Origin of the sequence: Bacillus sp. FSL K6-2819, from assembly GCF_038008305.1 — a bacterium.
Classification (GTDB): domain Bacteria; phylum Bacillota; class Bacilli; order Bacillales; family Bacillaceae; genus Bacillus; species Bacillus amyloliquefaciens.
In genome coordinates this window covers 3,468,853-3,485,298 of sequence record NZ_JBBOYV010000001.1, presented here as the reverse complement: position 1 = coordinate 3,485,298, position 16,446 = coordinate 3,468,853, and the positions used below count along the sequence as shown (strand labels likewise).

Below are 16,446 nucleotides of genomic sequence, written 5' to 3'. Positions count from 1 at the left end.
GGTGTGTCAAACGATGAAAAAACAATTAACCTTTCAAGAAAAACTGCTGAAGCTGACCAAACAGCAGAAAAAGAAGACTAATCTTCACGTTTTTATCGCACTGCCGATCGTCTTTTGCCTGATGTTCGTCTGCATCCTGACAGGGAAGGCGGAGACGCCGAGTGTGAAAAGAAATGCCGATGACCTTGTGTCAGCCTCATTCGTCGGAGATATTATGATGGGCCGGAATGTGGAGAAAGTGACAAAGCATAACGGAACGGAAAGCGTCTTCCGCTACGCAAAGCCATTCTTCGAAGCATCCGATTATGTGTCGGGGAACTTTGAAAACCCGGTAACATATAAAAAGAACTACAAAGAAGCAGAAAAAAATATCCACCTTCAGTCAAACAAAGATGCCGTAAAAGTATTGAAGGACATGAATTTCACCGTTTTGACGGCAGCCAACAACCATGCGATGGATTACGGCCCTCAAGGAATGCGGGATACGGTTGAAGAATTTTCAAAGCAGAACCTTGAACTTGTCGGTGCAGGCCTGACGCTTAAAGAAGCCGAGGAGAACATTTCATATCAAGATGTAAACGGAGTCAAAATCGCAACGTTAGGATTCACAGATGTTTCCGGAAAAGGCTTTGCAGCTAAACGGAATGCGCCGGGTGTGCTTCCGGCCGATCCTGAGCTGTTTATTCCAATGATCTCTAAAGCCAAAAAGAATGCAGACCTCGTCATTGTTCAAACACACTGGGGACAGGAATACGATAATGATCCGAATGACAGACAGCGCCAATTGGCAAGAGCAATGTCAGATGCCGGAGCGGATATTATCGTCGGACACCATCCGCACGTGCTTGAACCGATCGAAATGTACCACGGCACCGTTATTTTCTACAGCCTGGGCAACTTCGTATTTGACCAGGGATGGACAAGAACGAGAGACACGGCGCTTGTTCAATATCACCTTCAGAAAAACGGCACGGGACGCTTTGAAGTCACACCGATGAACATTCACGAAGCAACGCCTGCGCCGGTTAAAAAAGGCAGCATTAACCATAAAACAATCATACGTGAACTGACGAAAGAATCGAATTTCAAGTGGAGCGTCAAGGACGGAAAGTTAACGTTTGATGTGGATCACAGCGATATTTTAAAAAAGAAAGCGGAGTGAAAAACAAATGAAAATCATTAAAGCAGGATGGCCGTTTGCCGCTATCATTATGGTATTTATGTTTATGTCAGCTTTTAAATTCAATGATCAGCTCACAGATCAGGAAAAACAAAAAATTGACACAGAAATGCAAAAAATTCAGCAGGAGGACACAGCGGGCGCAAAATAAGCGCATGCTTCCGCTTGCCGGCATATTTTTTGTACCGAATCCAGTAAAGAATGCCCGTATCGGGCATTCTTTTTTTATGCTCTCCTAAACATTTACTTAAAGTTACCGATGTAAGAACTAGTAAAAATAAGGAGAGTGAACAGAAAACATGCTCACAAGCTGGAGGAAGTACATCCTTGCCGGCCTTATGATTTGTCTTGTGGCACCTGCAGTAACGAGAACGGAAATTGCTGAAGCGGATTCTCAAGTTTCTGCCCTGATGGTTTCAGACGCGCAAAAACTTGTCGGAAATAAATATGTTTACGGAGGCGACGAGCCTAAGGACGGTTTTGATCCGTCCGGATTGATACAGTATCTTTTCAGCAGGCAGAACATCCATCTGCCGAGAACGGTCAGTGATCAATGGAAAGTCGGAGCTGCCGTCAAAGAAAATGAGCTTTTACCGGGGGATATTGTTTTTTTCAAAAAGTCGGATTCATTACAAACCGCGCCCGTCCAAGACGGCCTTTATATCGGAAATGGAGAGATGATACACAGTTCTCCGTCAGAAGGCGTAACCGTCACAAGCTTTCAAAAAAGCAATTATTGGATGAATTTATATCTTGGCGCAAAGCGGATTACAAAAGATCCGGAGCTGGCTGATAATCCGATCGTTCAGGAGGCCGCCCGTTATCTCGACATTCCGTATGTATTCGGCGGAAGCACACCTGAAGAGGGATTCGACTGTTCAGGGCTTGTCCAATATGTTTTTGAAAACAAGCTTCACATTTACCTGCCGAGATCTGCGGAACAGCAGTGGCTGGTCGGTGAGAAAATAAAACTGAGCAGCATAAAGCCCGGGGACGTGATTTATTTCAGTGATACGTATAAAAAAGGAATTTCCCATGCGGGCATTTATGCGGGAGAGGGAAGATTCATCCAAGCGAGCCGCTCTGCAAAAGTCACCATTTCCTACTTGTCGGAAGATTATTGGAAAAAACATTATACAGGGGTGCGCCGATTCAGCAATCTGGCCATTTCCAAAGATAATCCCGTTGTGTCAACAGCAGCTGATTATATCGGAATTTCTTATCTGAAAGGCGGCGCTTCACCGGAAACCGGCTTTGATACGGCGGGATTTGTTCAATACGTCTATCAAAAAGCGAAAGGAATCAGCCTGCCGCGTTACGCGGAGAAGCAGATGCAGGCGGGCGCTCCGGTCAGTAAACAGGATTTGAAGCCGGGCGATCTGGTCTTTTTTAAAGCGGAAAGCCTGAACCCGGCCATTTATATCGGGAACGGACAAGTTATTCATGTCACTCTGTCCGCAGGCGTGACCATAACAAATATGAATACGAGCGCTTATTGGAAGGACAAGTATGCGGGCAGCATCCGGATTCCGTAAAAAAAGACGTCAGAGAGTATCTCTGACGTCTTTTTCTATTTACCGTTTCGGCGCTCTGAATCCCGCCGCTTCCGCTTCCTCTACAGAACAGAACATTTCTACTGGATCTGTCGTCCGATCGTAGTATGTACTTCCCGGCGTGTGATAAATGCCGTTTCGGCTGCCTTTAATGTTGCATCCCTGTGAGGTGTCGGCTGCCTTCGTTTCTGCATGCCCGCCGGAGGAAGAGGCTGTGTTTTGCGCCGATTCAGCGTTTCCGGCTGTTTTTGTTTCTTCCTTTTGCCGCTTTAATGTTTTATTTTCTGACTGAAGCGTTTCAGCGGCCTTTTCGAGTTTCTTTTGTGAATCTTTTAATTTCTCATTGTCTTGTTTGAGTGATTTGTTTGTTTTTTTCAGCTCATTTATTTCTTTGCTGAGTTTGCTGAGTTTTTCTTCATTGCCTGCTTCGGCCTCGGATTTTTCCTTTTCGGCCGCGGCGCTGATGCTTTCATATTTTTTCTCAAGCGCCTGATGTTCCTTCGTCAATTTTTGATTAGCCGTATCAAGGGTGCTGTATTTCTCCTCCGCTTTCACGGCCGCTGTGTCCGGCTCTGCCGAGGAGCCTCCGATTAAGAACAGGATAAACCCGCCGATGAGAAGGGGCCAAAACAGCTTTTTTGAAAAACGTTTTTCTTTTTTTACTGCTTTGCATATGAGATGGAATATTCCGTATCCAAGTGCGAAGAGAAAAGCTGAAAATCCAATAATAGCGATTGCATTCGACATCATGAAACTCCTTTTTGGAAACATGAAAAGCCAGGTCGTGGAAGACCTGGCTTTTGCCGGACAGATTTTTTATTGTTCATTGTCGAGAAGCCGGTTGATGAAATAGGCAACACCGTTTTCATCATTGCTTTTTGTAATATATGTGCTTTTTTCTTTCAGTTCATCAATCGCATTGCCCATGGCGATGCGGTTTCCGGCCGCTTCAAACATGGAGAAGTCATTCGGGCTGTCGCCGATGGCGTAAATATCCTGTTTTTCTATTCCGTACAGTGAAGCAAGCTCCCTCAGAGCCCGTCCCTTTCCGGAACCGGCAGAGAGGATTTCGATAATGTGTTTTCCGGAAGAAGTCTGGGATAATTTCGGGTGATGTGTAATTTCTTCTTTGGCGTTTTTCAGTTTTTCCATATCAAAAGAGAAACAAAGGAGCTTGTAAATATGTTCGTCTCCGTCAAAAATCGCCTGTATATCCTGCACGGGTTTAATGCCGAATTGTTTGAACTGCGTCTTTGCGCCCTCCCACAATGTCTGAATATCTTCCTCAGGATTGGCGCTTTTCAGAATGTCCAGTTCCGCCTGCAGTTTGGACTCGCCGTCAAACGGAGACAAGAGATGATCATCCGTATAAACCTCAAAGTAAATATCGTTTCCCGTTAAATAAGCGGCGATATCCTTACCGGCCTGCTGATCCATTAAGAACCGGCTGATGAGGCGGTATCCTTTGTCGTGAACTGTCCCGCCGTTTGCCGCAATGATCGGAATATCCAAATCTTTTAAGAGCGCCTTAACGTCAAAAGTGGCTCTGCCCGTACAGATGGCCACAAGAATGCCCGATTCATCCGCTCTTTGTAAAGCCGCTCTGTTTTCCGGAGAAATCACACTTTCCGAGTTCAGTAATGTGCCGTCTAAGTCAATGGCTATCAATTTCATATGTATGGATGCCCTCCTTAAAAATAAAGCTGCTTCATGTAGTATGTTCAGCTTTTTGTGAAATCAGCACAGAAAGCCGTCAGTTAAAAGGCTATACCTTCATGTCCTTTTTTTCAACAGAAAAACGGCGGGGTTTGCTGAAACCCCGCCGTGACATCTTACTCGTCTAAATCTTTTTTTAATGTCGCTTTCACTTCTTGAAGCTTCTCCTCATTCAGCTTGAAGTAATAAATATTTTTGCCGTACTGAGGAGTGTAAATATAGCTGTCTGAACCTGTCAGCTGCAAAGAATCCACTTTTTTCAGCGATGTGATAAACGGAAACAGGCCGATGGCATCATTAAGAGATAAGTTCATTTTTAAGTTTTTCCCTAAGCTGTCGACGATATCGTCATAAGAAGGGATCGAGCTTAACGATTTAGATTTGTTAATAATGGCGCTCAGCACTTCCATCTGTCTTTGTCCCCGCATCAGATCGGTGTCCGCTTTGCGTGTTCTTACATAAGCCAATGCCTGCTCGCCGTCAAGCGTCTGAACGCCCGGCTTCAGCACGACTTTTCCTTTTGTATCGACTTTAATACGATCGGCAATTTTCTGGCTTTTCACATTTACCGTAACGCCGTTCAATTCATTGACGACATCCCGGAATGCGTTAAAGTTGCTCTCAACCACATAATCTACCGGAATATCAAGCATGTTTTCTACTGTTTTATAAGTTAAATTATAACCGCCGTAAGCATGTGCGTGCGCGAATTTGTCATAGCCGTGTCCCGGGATATTGACATAGGAATCCCGCGGGATGCTGAGCATTGTCGCTGTTTTCTTTTTCCGGTTGAAGGTGACGAGCACGTTGGCGTCACTTCTTGCGTCATCTACTGATTCGCCCTTATTGTCACGGGCGTCTATTCCTAAAAGCAATACGGTGAAAGAATCCTTCTTCGGATCAAACTCTTTGATCCGTTTCACGGACTGGTCGCCGCGGTCAAGGCTGACGTGCGCTTCTTTGGTCGCACTATTCAGTTTCACAAATGCGTAGGTGCCGACGGAACCGGCGATCACCAATAAGAAAGCGGCAAAAACCAGTACAAATTTCACCCATTTTCTGAGGCGTCTTTTCTTTTTTCTGCGTTGAGATCGTTCTTCCATATCATTACCTCTCGTTTCTATTCTTTGTGAAGCGTACCATAATTGTTGACTTGGAACAACTCTGCAAATGAGAAAATTCCAAATCTTTCTCTCTATTTCGACAACATCTACTGTTATTTTTGCATCAGGTTCACATTATATTGGACGGCAGGAACCGGGAAATGTTTCGTCGCTTTGTAAAAAATAATCAGTAAAATAATGGATGTTAACAATGCGAAGGTTTGAAACAGTCGGAAACAGGCAAAAGAAGCAGTAGAACAATTCCGCGCGGATACAGCGCAGGATGAGGGGAGTCAATCTAACATGAAAAGCATACACTCGAATAAATGGCTCTATTTTTTCGGCGCCCTCGGCGGCGCTTTATACGGATATGATACCGGAGTCATTTCCGGGGCTATTTTATTTATGAAAAAAGAACTGGGGCTGAACGCCTTCACAGAAGGCCTTGTCGTCAGTTCGTTATTGGCGGGGGCGATTCTCGGCTCGGGATTCGCCGGCAAGCTGACTGACCGGTTCGGCAGGCGGAAAGCCATCATGGGGGCGGCGCTGCTGTTTTGTATAGGCGGATTAGGAGTCGCATTTGCACCGAATACACAGGTGATGGTTCTTTTCCGGATCATTCTCGGACTGGCTGTCGGAACATCTACAACGATCGTTCCGCTTTACTTATCGGAGCTGGCTCCGAAGCATAAACGGGGCGCGCTTTCTTCGCTGAATCAGCTGATGATTACGGTCGGAATCCTCGTTTCGTATATCGTGAATTATATATTTGCCGATTCAGGCGCTTGGCGCTGGATGCTTGGTCTTGCGGTTGTGCCGTCAGTCATTCTGCTGATCGGAATCTTATTCATGCCAGAAAGCCCGCGCTGGCTGTTTACGATCGGTAAAGAAGATAAAGCAAGAGAAATTCTTTCGTCATTGCGGGGAACGAAGAATATTGATGACGAGATTGATCAGATGAAAGAGGCGGAAAAGGAAAACGAAGGCGGTTTGAAAGAATTATTTGAGCCGTGGGTGAGACCCGCGCTGATTGCCGGCCTCGGACTTGCCTTTTTGCAGCAATTCATCGGGACAAATACAATTATCTATTATGCTCCGAAAACATTTACCAGTGTCGGGTTCGGCAATTCTGCGTCTATATTGGGAACGGTCGGAATCGGTGCCGTCAATGTTATTATGACGCTTATGGCTATCAAAGTTATTGATAAAATCGGGCGGAAGCCGCTGTTGCTGGCCGGAAATGCGGGCATGGTCATCAGTCTGCTCGTATTGGCCGCGGTCAATCTTTTCTTTGAAGATTCAGCAGCCGCATCATGGACAACGGTTATTTGTTTAGGCCTGTTTATCATCGTGTTTGCGGTCAGCTGGGGACCTGTCGTGTGGGTTATGCTTCCGGAATTATTCCCGCTGCATGTCCGCGGTATCGGGACGGGTGTCTCGACTTTGGTGCTGCATGCCGGAACATTGCTTGTCTCATTAACCTTTCCGATGTTAATGGAGGCCGTCGGAATCAGCTATTTATTTCTCATATATGCCGTGATCGGGATACTGGCATTCCTGTTCGTCCGGTTTAAAGTGACCGAGACAAAGGGGAAAAGCCTCGAAGAAATCGAACAGGATCTGCGAAGCCGTAACGGCGGCTCGGAATCAGAGTCAGAGTCAAAACAGCAGACAGTTCATCCTTAATAGTCCGGTATAAGAGGGGGCGGTGATACACCGGCCCCTTAAAACTGATGCGTGCCGCCCGGCCACATAAATGACAGGAATATGTCATACGTTAGTATAAAGTCACGATAAAGGCGGGGATGCCGGTGAAAACGAGCATTATTATCCTTACATATAATGAGCTGGAACTGACGAAAAAATGTCTGGCCAGCATTGATCAATACACCGACAAAGAAGAGATAGAACTGATTATAGTTGATAACGGTTCATCAGACGGAACAAGAGACTACATATCAAGCCTTCCTGACGTCAAAGTCATTCTAAATGAAAAAAATCTCGGTTTCGCCAAGGGCTGCAACCAAGGAATCGAAGCGGCTGAGGGGGACAATCTGCTGTTTCTGAACAACGATACGATAGTCACCAAAAATTGGCTCAGCGCCATGCTGAGAGTGCTGTATCAATCTGAAAAAACCGGTATGGTCGGGCCCGTCAGCAACTATGTCAGCGGTGATCAGATGATCCATGACGCGTATCAATCGCTGGATGAGCTGGAGTCATTCGCAGAAGCTTATTGTGAAAGGGAAAAGCATAACACGAAGCGGGTGTTCCGTCTTGTCGGCTTCTGCCTGCTGGTGAAAAAAAGCGTCATGGAAGACATCGGCCCGTTCGATGAACAATTCGGATACGGTTCTTTTGAAGATGATGACCTATGTCTGCGCGCCCTGCAAAAAGGCTACAGCCTCCACATCGCCCGCGATGCCTTTGTGCATCATCACGGACACGCGACGTTTACGGCTAATCAGGATATCAATATCAATCAATTATATGTGGAGAACCGCCAGCGGTTTACGGAAAAATGGGGCACTGATTTTACGTACTTTACCCATCCGAGACCGGAAATTGCTGAGCTCGTTCCCCGGGATGCGAAACGGATACTTGATGTCGGCTGCGGCGCGGGAGCTACGGGACTGGAACTTCAAAACAGGCAGCCCTGTGAACTGTACGGAATAGAACTGCACCCGCTGGCGGCGCAAGCGGCAAAAGGGCACTATGAAGCGGTTCTGCAAGAAGATGTCGAAGAAGTGAAGCTGCCTTATCCGGAAGGCTTTTTTGATTGCATCATTTTTGCGGACATCCTTGAGCACTTAAAAGATCCTTGGCGTGTCATTGAAACGTATTCGTCTTATTTATCGCCTGCCGGGTCAATCGTATGCAGCATTCCGAATATTTCTCACGCCGAAGCGCTGTTCCCGCTTCTGCTCGGTGACTGGACATACAGAGACGCAGGCATTCTTGACCGCACCCACTTGCGTTTTTTTACGCCGCAGACGGTGCGCACGCTCTTTCCGGAAGAGACATTTGACGTAAAAAAACAGTCCTATACGTATGTTCACGTTGATGAGCGGGTGCAGCTGTTTTTACAGGAAATCACACGCATGGCGCAGGCGATGCAATTTCCGGTGACACAGCTGCCCGAACAAAGCCGGATTTATCAAATCCTCCTCCGTGTCGAAAAAACACGCTGAAGCCTATCGTCCCATCGTTCCGAAGTTGACAATCTGAATGGAAACATCATAGTCAAAATCGGCTTCAGAGAAAGTCTCATCCCAATGATTCTTCACTTTCTTCCAATAGTCGGGATATTGGATGCGGACTCTGTCAGAAAAGAATACAGGGTCCGTTTCATATTGATTCTGCAGCTAATCGATGACTTCTTTTACATCGCTTTTCAGTTTTTTTTCGAAAATCTTTTCCAGCCCGTTTAAATAATGCTGATTGAATGAATCCTCACCGGCATATTGATCCTCTGACAAGAGGCCTTTTGTTTTCACCGCTACGTGAAATGACAACTTTCCGTTTTTCAGCCGTGGGGTGATTTTGGATGTTGATTTTTTTATCTCGAAGGTAATCGGGTGTCCTCCTTTATCCATAGCGGGCAGCACGCCGCCCTGTATCGTTCCCATCAGCCAATTCAGGCTTTGTGTTTCGTATGATGACAGAAATCCTGCCAGTCTGTTTTGTTTTTTGTTTTTGATTATGGCCGCTCCGTCATACACCGTTTTTCCTTTTTGATTGCTGACGGCCTGAATGAGAAAGCTGACTTTATTATGGCAGTAAATTGATGCTCTCCCGATTCGGAGCGGTTTTAAAATTTTCCCGTTGTAGCCGCCGTTGTTCGTGAGGTCGATCAGCTTTTCCGCGGCCATGGGCTGCTGCTGATTCGGCGTCGGCTCCGTCAAAATATCGGACGCTTTCCCTCTTGCCGCGAAGAGATAGCTGCTCCGCCGCAATTCATCATCGCGGATAAAGTGATTCATCATTTGCAGTATATTTTGATCGGCCAGCAATTTGTCGCTGAAGATCAGCACTTTTAAATGATCGCTGTAAACGGGCGGATCTTTTAAAGAGACATCACTGACTGCTTCAAGAATGGTATCCCCCCGCGTCGTCACATTGACAAACACGGGCCGGCCGGAAGCCTGGCTGTTTTCACTTTGGGGCAGCAGATTTTGATAGGTTAATTTATATTGGCGGTCACTCGTTACATCAATGGCCACCCCCCGGGCGAAAGATACCTTTTCGACTTCCTTCGCGTCCCAGCATCCTGAAAGCATCATCAGTATGAAAAGCGCCGCCGCCCATTTTATGTAAAGTGTCATGACGTCTGTTTCCTCCCGGCTATTTTCTTCAACCAGCTGACAAACCAAGTGAGAAAAGGAATCATAAGGACGGCAAAAAACGTATACCCGAGAATATTCGCGAATGCAAACACACTGTTGATATCATCGGGGTACATCGAAAGGCCGAATGTCACCGCTAATAATCCTCCCAGCAGCCAGCCATTGTTTTTATTTTTCAGCCCGAAAATGGTGTTAAATCCGAGATGCGCCCCTTTAAAAGAGCCGAGCATGCAGGTAAACTGCTGACATGTCCACGTAATTAAAAGAAAAATATCAAACCGTTCAATGAAAATTCCCTGGATTTCCAAGGCATGAATAAGGGAAATTGTCGGATACGTCACCGTTTTTGCTTCAGCGACCGACATACAGCCGATCACGACAAGCAGCGTAAAGCTGTAAAATAAGCCCGCGCTTCCGATGCCGAAGACAGCCGCCTTTTTCGCCTGCTTCGGATTTTTCATAAACGGCACCAGAAAAAGAATCACTTCAAGTCCCGAAAAATAAAGAAGGGTCCGCGGAAACAGCTCAAAAAAGCTTTTGTAGCCCCCTTCCATGACCGGACGGACGAAATCCAGATTAAACAGTCTCAGGCTGAATATGAGCAGCGTAAGCAGAATGATGATCGTAATCGGAAAAAGATAGGCATAGAGCTTTGAAATGGGATAGACCCCGCCCGTCACATGGTAAATGCCGACTGCCAGAAAGATGAATATGACGACACCCATCGGCGTGTTTTTCAGTAAAAAGTAGTTGATGACTTCACCGAGAAAACGGGCTTGGAAACAGACGGTGACGACAAAATAACAGCTCATGAACAAATTCAGCAGCGAACCGACGGCGCGGCCCATAATCCTTTGATTCAGCTCATAAATGGTTTCTCCGCTGTTCTTCTGCAAAAACGGCATAAAGAGCAGGACGATGCCGATAAAAACGACACTCTGCACAAGAATAATGATCCATCCGCTCGGACTGTCGGCTGATGCGGCGGAACGCGGCAGTGTTAACACGCCGGCTCCGATCATTGTGCCGCTTACCATGAGAAGGGTCTGCATAAAAGTCAGCTTGTCTTCCGGTTTTTTCATGGGGATCACCTTTGCCTGATTTTATCTTTTGTCTCTTTTCTGGTCGGCCGTTTTTTCAAAAGGTGTGTCGGCAGTCTGACAATCGTATCCTTTAAGTCCTGGCCCGGCTGCGCCATAATCGGAATGATATAGTCCTGACCGAAGCTTTTCAGGCGCATCAGATGGCCGATGACAAGCAGATAGCACATGATCAGCCCGTATAAACCTAAAATCGCCGACAAAATCATCGAAAAAATACGGATGAGCCTCAGCGGAAAATTGAACACATAGGAGGGCGCCGTAAAAGAGGCCAATGCCGTAACGGATACGACAATTACCATCATCGCGCTGACGATGTTCGCCTGAACGGCGGCCTGGCCGATCACCACGCCTCCGATCAGGCCGATCGTCTGGCCGATCGGCTTCGGCAGCCTGAGTCCGGCTTCTCTGATCATCTCGATCGTAAAAATCATGATTAACGCTTCAACAAAAGGTGGGAACGGGACATTCAATCTGCTTCCGGCAATCGTCACCGCCATTCTCGTCGGTAAAAGCCCGGCGTGAAACGTAACGAGCGCAATGTAAAGGCCGGGTAAATAAATCGTGATTAAAATGCATGTATACCGAAGCAGCCTGAGAAAGGTAACCGGAATCCACCGCTGATTATAATGTCAGGAGAGTGGATAAATTCATCAACGGTAGCCGGCATCAAAAGGGTAAAAGGCGTTCCGTCCACAAGAACGGAAACCCTTCCTTCCAAAAGAGCGCCCATGACCCGGTCGGGACGTTCGGTCGTCAAAATGGTCGGGAAAATGGAAAACGTGTTATCTTCAATGAGCTGCTCTATAGCTCCTGATTCCGGAATGTCGTCAATGGTGATGGAATTCAGTCTTTTTATCACTTCTTTTACGACATAATCAGGCGCGATATCCCGAATATAGGCCACGGCGAGCCGCTTTTTTGTCCGCTCGCCGAGTGTGATCTCTTTGATCTGAAGGTTGGGATCACCGGACTGCTCACGCAAAAGCGCCGTGTTCGTCCGAAGCTTTTCGACAAAGCCTATTCTCGGCCCCCGTTCAAGCACTTCTGAAGCCGGTTCTTCAATATCCCGCATTTTAAATGTTTCCGTATCAAAGGAAAGGGCTTCTTTCCATCCTTCAGCCAGCAAAACCGATTTGCCGGAAAGAATGTCTGCCTCAACATCCTCAAGTGAAGAAAGCCGGGTGTGGCGATATCCGAAAGAAATGGATGACAGCGGTGTTTCAGCCGGTTCCTTCTGATGCTCTGCGGCCGTCTGCACGGGAGAAATAATATATTCGGCAAGCAATTGATTTTCGGTCAGCCCGTCTATATACACAAGACAGGCGTCACATTTGCCGTTTCCGTACGTAAACGAATAAAACATCATATCATCGCTTTGGCCGAACCGTTTTTTCAGCGCTTTAAGGTTTTGGCCGAGCTCAGCATTTATCGTCACAATGTTCCCCCCTTCCATCAGTTATTTTAATTTGCGACAAACAAGGCATTTTATTCTGGAACAGGAAATGACTGAGCATTCCGCCTTATCCGAATGGTATAATGAGCAGGTCAGCCATTTATACATATTGTTTTTTAACTGCGGCTCCCTCCGTGTTTTAAAAAAGATACAGGGGGAATGGGATATGAGCCGCTTTTTAAGGGGAGGGGAACGAACATGACGCAAGAGCCGATTTTTTTACAGCCTGTATGTAAAGAAAAAATATGGGGCGGCACGTTATTACGCGAACGATTCGGATACGGCATACCTTCAGAAACAACCGGCGAATGCTGGGCGATCTCAGCCCATCCGCACGGGATGAGCACGGTCAAAAGCGGTCCGTATCAAGGGAAAACCCTGATGGAACTGTGGGATCAGCATAGAGAATTATTCGGCGGAACGGAAGGGGACAGGTTTCCGCTGCTGACGAAAATACTGGACGTCAAACATCATCTGTCCGTCAAAGTCCACCCTGACGATTATGACGCAGAGGAGCATGGACAGGGCGAAACGGGAAAGTCTGAGTGCTGGTACATTATCGACTGTAAAGAAAATGCGGAAATCATATACGGTCATACGGCCCGTTCGAAAGCGGAGCTTGTCACCATGATCAACAGCGGTGATTGGGAAGGCCTGCTGCGCCGCGTGAAGATCAAACCCGGCGATTTTTATTATGTGCCGAGCGGAACCATTCATGCCATTTGCGCCGGGGCGCTCGTGCTTGAAACGCAGCAGAATTCAGATGCCGCCTACCGGATATATGATTACGGGCGTACAGATCAAAACGGCGGGACGCGTGATCTGCATATCCGCGATGCCGTCAATGCCGCCACCGTCCCTCATGTGGACGGATTTTTAGATGAATCAACCGAAACGAGAAAAGGCGTCACCATCAAAACCTTTGTGCAGGGAGAATACTTTTCTGTATACAAATGGGATATCAGCGGGACGGCGGAAATGACCCAGGACGCTCCGTTTATGCTGTGCAGCGTTATAGAAGGGAGCGGCTCCATCATCTGTGAAGGCAAATCCGCAAAGCTTGAAAAAGGCGCGCATTTCATACTGCCGGATCAGATGCCTGACTTTACGATAACCGGAGAATGCACAATCATCGTTTCTCATATATAAATCATTCAAACTTAATCCCGTCTCTGGGATTAAGTTTTTTTATTTGGAAAATTGGATGACTTCTCTCTGTAAAAATGAAGGATGCCGGCCGATAAATAAACTAGTTTGATAGAAACCAATTGAATCAGAAAGAGGAGAAGGAATGAAAAAGAGATTCGTTGCACCTATGTTATTGTCCGCCGTTTTCCTTGTCTCAAGCACCGTTACAGAGCACGCTGAGGCCGCATACAGCGACTATTCCGTTTATGAGCTGGAGACGAAGCAGCAATTTGCTTCTGAGAATGAGGCGCTTCAAGCGGCAGCGAAATTGAAAAAGGATACGGGGTGGCAGGCTGACGCAAAGAAAGCCGGAAATGCGCCGCTCACTTATCAAATCTCCGTATCAGGCTTACACGATGAAACTGATGCGAAAGCCGTGCTGAAAGATTTTACGAAGCAGACGGGTGTGGCCGGCACTTACAGCGCAAGCGGAAGCAAACAGCCGTATGTGACCGTCACATCGGGAGTTCTATCAGACGAGCAGCAGACGAAAAACCTTCTTGCCAAATTGACGAAAGATACGGGCGTGACCGGCGCCGTCAAGCCGACGGGCACAAAGCAGCCGTACATGCAGGTCATGACTGCTGAGATGGCAGCTGAAGCGGACGCAAAAACGCTCACTAAAGAGTTGACGAAGCAGACGGGGGTGAAAGCGTCATACTGTCAGATCAAGCGGGAAACAGCGCAGTTTCAAATCCAGTCAGGAACAATTACCGGCGATCAAAAAGCTTTTCAAATCCAAACTGATTTTCAAAAGGAAACAGGCTTACAATCGTCGCTGACAATGACGGCAAAGGGCAGCGCGAATATCACCGTGACAGCCTCTGACATTCCAAATGCAAATGATGCGGCAGGCTTAGCGAAACAGCTGCAGCAGAAAACGGGTGTCAAAGGGAATGTTCAAAAGTATGCCCAAAGCAAAACGGCAACCGTGTACAATGTGCAGTCAGGGTATTTTAACGGAGTCAGCGCAGCACAAAATGCCGTCAGCCAAATCAAGAAGAATACCGGCGTCAGCGGAAACTATCAAAAAGCCGGCACGAAAAATAATTATACGGTCGCGATGAGCGGACTGACGGCTAAGCAGCTGCAAAGCGTTCAATCTTTCTTTAAAAAGAAAAAATGGCATTGTGACGCATCACCTGTCAAAAAGCCGGCGTCGGTGTCCGCTTACCGGATCACGGCAGGACAGCTTACCGCCGCACAGGCAGATCAAGCGGAGGCGTTTTTCCGCCAGCAGCATGTAAAGACGGCAAGAACCGCCGCGGGAAAAACATCAGAAAACGAATACCAGCTGCTTTCTCAACAGACGGCAGACCAGTCGAAGATAAAAAAAGGATTGAATCTGCTGGCCGGATATAAGCTGACTGCTGTTTCCAAAACCGTAGCCAAGCAAACGGGGGCGGCGTACCAAGTCACAACCGAATCACTGCTTGATACGGCAAAGATCAATCGTTCACTGGATTTCTTCAAAGGGAAAAAAGTATCCGCTGCCGCACAGAAAACAGGCGAAACAGCGTATACACAATTCAGGATTGAAACGGCACCGCTGCTTAAAAAGGAAGACATTGACCGCGTGACTGCCTTTTTCAAGCAAAACAAAGCGGCCGGCACTGTGAAGGAGACGGGGAAAACCGCCTATTCACAGTACGTCATCAAAACCGAAAAGTTCAGCAGTAAAACCGTTTTAAATAAAAGCATGAGCTATTTCAGCGCCAAACAATTGCAGGCCGGTTATACGAGTCAAAGCCAGCCGGTTTATGAGCTCCGCATCCGCGATCAATTCACGGGAGCCGATTCCGCAGAAGCCGCTTCCCAAAAGCTGAAAAAGCTGTACGGATGGACGATGGCCATTTTGAAAATAAAGAACGGACCGCAAATCATGAATACCAATTACAACATCTCGGTTGCAGATATGGTCAAAAAACAAATGACAGTCAGCCCGCAGACTGATGCCGCGGCTTACGCGTCGCTTACTTACATCAATACGGCTTCCGGAACGGTCACAGCAGACGTCCTGAACGTCCGATCAACTCCGGAAGTCAGCTCCGGCAATATTATCGGCCAGCTGAAAAAAGGCGATAAAGTCAGCATCATCGGCCAGACAAACGGCTGGGCCAAGCTCAGTATGGGCTGGAGAAACGCCAGCAGTAATGAAGTCGAGCAATACGTCAATCCGGATTACTTTGCGCAAGACAGCAAGTATTACTTTCAATTTCTGAAGCTTTCTCAGACAGCCGGATTGAACGCATCGGAACTGAATCAAAAAGTGCTGGTCAATAAAGGAATACTGACAGGAAAAGGCCAGGCCTTTATTACAGCCGCCGGCAAATACAGCATCAATGAAGTGTATTTGATTTCGCATGCTTTGCTTGAAACGGGCAATGGCACGTCAGAGCTTGCAAACGGCATTACGTATAATGGAAAAAAGGTTTATAACATGTATGGCATCGGGGCTTATGACAGCAACCCGAATTACTACGGCGCACAATACGCGTATAATCAGGGCTGGTTTACTCCGGAAGCCGCGATTATCGGCGGAGCCCAATTCATCGGTGCGTCATATATTCACAACCCCGCATACGAACAGGACACGCTGTATAAAATGAGATGGTCTCAAACCGCGTCCCATCAGTATGCGACAGATATCGGCTGGGCGTATAAGCAGGTAAACCGCATGTACAGCTTATACTCACTGCTGGATGACTATACGCTTTACTATGATGTTCCTGTCTATATGAAGGTGTAAAAAAAGGGCTGAAGTGTATGCTTCAGCCTTTCTTCATGCAAAAAAACACCTGCCG

At 47.0% G+C, this 16,446-nt stretch carries 11 protein-coding genes and 2 pseudogenes; 7 read left to right on the top strand and 6 right to left on the bottom strand.

Going from position 1 to position 16,446, the window contains the following annotated elements; all coding sequences use genetic code 11:
• Positions 1 to 13: 13 nt before the first annotated feature.
• The 3 genes from MHH91_RS18180 (at position 14) to MHH91_RS18170 (ending at position 2,715) form a co-directional block, all read left to right on the top strand.
• Positions 14 to 1,162, top strand: coding sequence for a CapA family protein (locus tag MHH91_RS18180; RefSeq protein WP_013353823.1), 1,149 nt, complete (start codon positions 14 to 16; stop codon positions 1,160 to 1,162).
• Between the two features lie 7 nt (positions 1,163 to 1,169).
• Positions 1,170 to 1,331 carry a hypothetical protein gene (locus tag MHH91_RS18175; protein ID WP_013353822.1) on the top strand — a complete coding sequence of 54 codons (162 nt, stop codon included), beginning with the start codon at positions 1,170 to 1,172 and terminating at the stop codon, positions 1,329 to 1,331.
• Positions 1,332 to 1,479: 148 nt separating this feature from the next.
• Complete coding sequence (locus MHH91_RS18170) at positions 1,480 to 2,715, top strand: C40 family peptidase (protein ID WP_013353821.1); 1,236 nt, start codon at positions 1,480 to 1,482, stop codon at positions 2,713 to 2,715.
• Between the two features lie 39 nt (positions 2,716 to 2,754).
• On the opposite strand, the gene MHH91_RS18165 is transcribed toward MHH91_RS18170, so the two are convergent.
• The 3 genes from MHH91_RS18165 to MHH91_RS18155 form a co-directional block, all read right to left on the bottom strand.
• The gene (locus MHH91_RS18165; RefSeq protein WP_014472313.1) at positions 2,755 to 3,480 is read right to left on the bottom strand and encodes a sunset domain-containing protein; all 726 of its coding nucleotides are present in this window, start codon (positions 3,478 to 3,480) and stop codon (positions 2,755 to 2,757) included.
• A gap of 69 nt (positions 3,481 to 3,549) precedes the next feature.
• A complete protein-coding gene (locus MHH91_RS18160; RefSeq protein ID WP_014472312.1) occupies positions 3,550 to 4,407 on the bottom strand; it encodes a Cof-type HAD-IIB family hydrolase in 858 nt (285 codons plus the stop codon).
• 158 nt (positions 4,408 to 4,565) lie between these two features.
• A complete protein-coding gene (locus MHH91_RS18155) occupies positions 4,566 to 5,552 on the bottom strand; it encodes an LCP family protein (protein WP_013353818.1) in 987 nt (328 codons plus the stop codon).
• 303 nt (positions 5,553 to 5,855) lie between these two features.
• Here MHH91_RS18155 and MHH91_RS18150 point away from each other — a divergent pair, with 303 nt between their 5' ends.
• Entirely contained in the window at positions 5,856 to 7,238 is a 1,383-nt protein-coding gene (locus MHH91_RS18150) for a sugar porter family MFS transporter (RefSeq protein WP_013353817.1), read from the top strand.
• 119 nt (positions 7,239 to 7,357) lie between these two features.
• A complete protein-coding gene (locus MHH91_RS18145) occupies positions 7,358 to 8,743 on the top strand; it encodes a glycosyltransferase (RefSeq protein WP_038463098.1) in 1,386 nt (461 codons plus the stop codon).
• A gap of 3 nt (positions 8,744 to 8,746) precedes the next feature.
• Here the strand turns inward: MHH91_RS18145 and MHH91_RS18140 are convergent.
• From MHH91_RS18140 to MHH91_RS18130, 3 genes and pseudogenes are all read right to left on the bottom strand, one after another.
• Positions 8,747 to 9,877 (bottom strand): annotated as a pseudogene (locus MHH91_RS18140) (Ger(x)C family spore germination protein).
• Positions 9,874 to 10,980, bottom strand: a complete 1,107-nt coding sequence (locus tag MHH91_RS18135; protein WP_013353814.1) for a GerAB/ArcD/ProY family transporter — start codon at positions 10,978 to 10,980, stop codon at positions 9,874 to 9,876. The pseudogene MHH91_RS18140 and the gene MHH91_RS18135 overlap by 4 nt, the downstream one beginning before the upstream one ends.
• Before the next feature lie 5 nt (positions 10,981 to 10,985).
• A pseudogene (locus MHH91_RS18130) lies at positions 10,986 to 12,436 on the bottom strand (spore germination protein).
• A gap of 216 nt (positions 12,437 to 12,652) precedes the next feature.
• Between MHH91_RS18130 and manA the strand changes: the two are divergent.
• Both manA and MHH91_RS18120 read left to right on the top strand, forming a co-directional pair.
• Positions 12,653 to 13,603 (top strand): mannose-6-phosphate isomerase, class I, encoded by a 951-nt coding sequence (gene manA / locus MHH91_RS18125; protein WP_013353812.1) that lies wholly within the window; start codon positions 12,653 to 12,655, stop codon positions 13,601 to 13,603.
• Between the two features lie 142 nt (positions 13,604 to 13,745).
• Complete coding sequence (locus MHH91_RS18120; protein ID WP_013353811.1) at positions 13,746 to 16,391, top strand: N-acetylglucosaminidase; 2,646 nt, start codon at positions 13,746 to 13,748, stop codon at positions 16,389 to 16,391.
• The last annotated feature ends 55 nt before the right edge of the window (positions 16,392 to 16,446 follow it).

Coding starts and splice junctions, on each gene's coding strand:
- MHH91_RS18145 (WP_038463098.1), top strand. CDS start 7,358: ATGCCGGTGAAAACGAGCATTATTATCCTTACATATAATGAGCTGGAA.
- MHH91_RS18155 (WP_013353818.1), bottom strand. CDS start 5,552: ATGGAAGAACGATCTCAACGCAGAAAAAAGAAAAGACGCCTCAGAAAA.
- MHH91_RS18160 (WP_014472312.1), bottom strand. CDS start 4,407: ATGAAATTGATAGCCATTGACTTAGACGGCACATTACTGAACTCGGAA.
- MHH91_RS18165 (WP_014472313.1), bottom strand. CDS start 3,480: ATGTCGAATGCAATCGCTATTATTGGATTTTCAGCTTTTCTCTTCGCA.
- MHH91_RS18120 (WP_013353811.1), top strand. CDS start 13,746: ATGAAAAAGAGATTCGTTGCACCTATGTTATTGTCCGCCGTTTTCCTT.
- manA (WP_013353812.1), top strand. CDS start 12,653: ATGACGCAAGAGCCGATTTTTTTACAGCCTGTATGTAAAGAAAAAATA.
- MHH91_RS18175 (WP_013353822.1), top strand. CDS start 1,170: ATGAAAATCATTAAAGCAGGATGGCCGTTTGCCGCTATCATTATGGTA.
- MHH91_RS18170 (WP_013353821.1), top strand. CDS start 1,480: ATGCTCACAAGCTGGAGGAAGTACATCCTTGCCGGCCTTATGATTTGT.
- MHH91_RS18180 (WP_013353823.1), top strand. CDS start 14: ATGAAAAAACAATTAACCTTTCAAGAAAAACTGCTGAAGCTGACCAAA.
- MHH91_RS18150 (WP_013353817.1), top strand. CDS start 5,856: ATGAAAAGCATACACTCGAATAAATGGCTCTATTTTTTCGGCGCCCTC.
- MHH91_RS18135 (WP_013353814.1), bottom strand. CDS start 10,980: ATGAAAAAACCGGAAGACAAGCTGACTTTTATGCAGACCCTTCTCATG.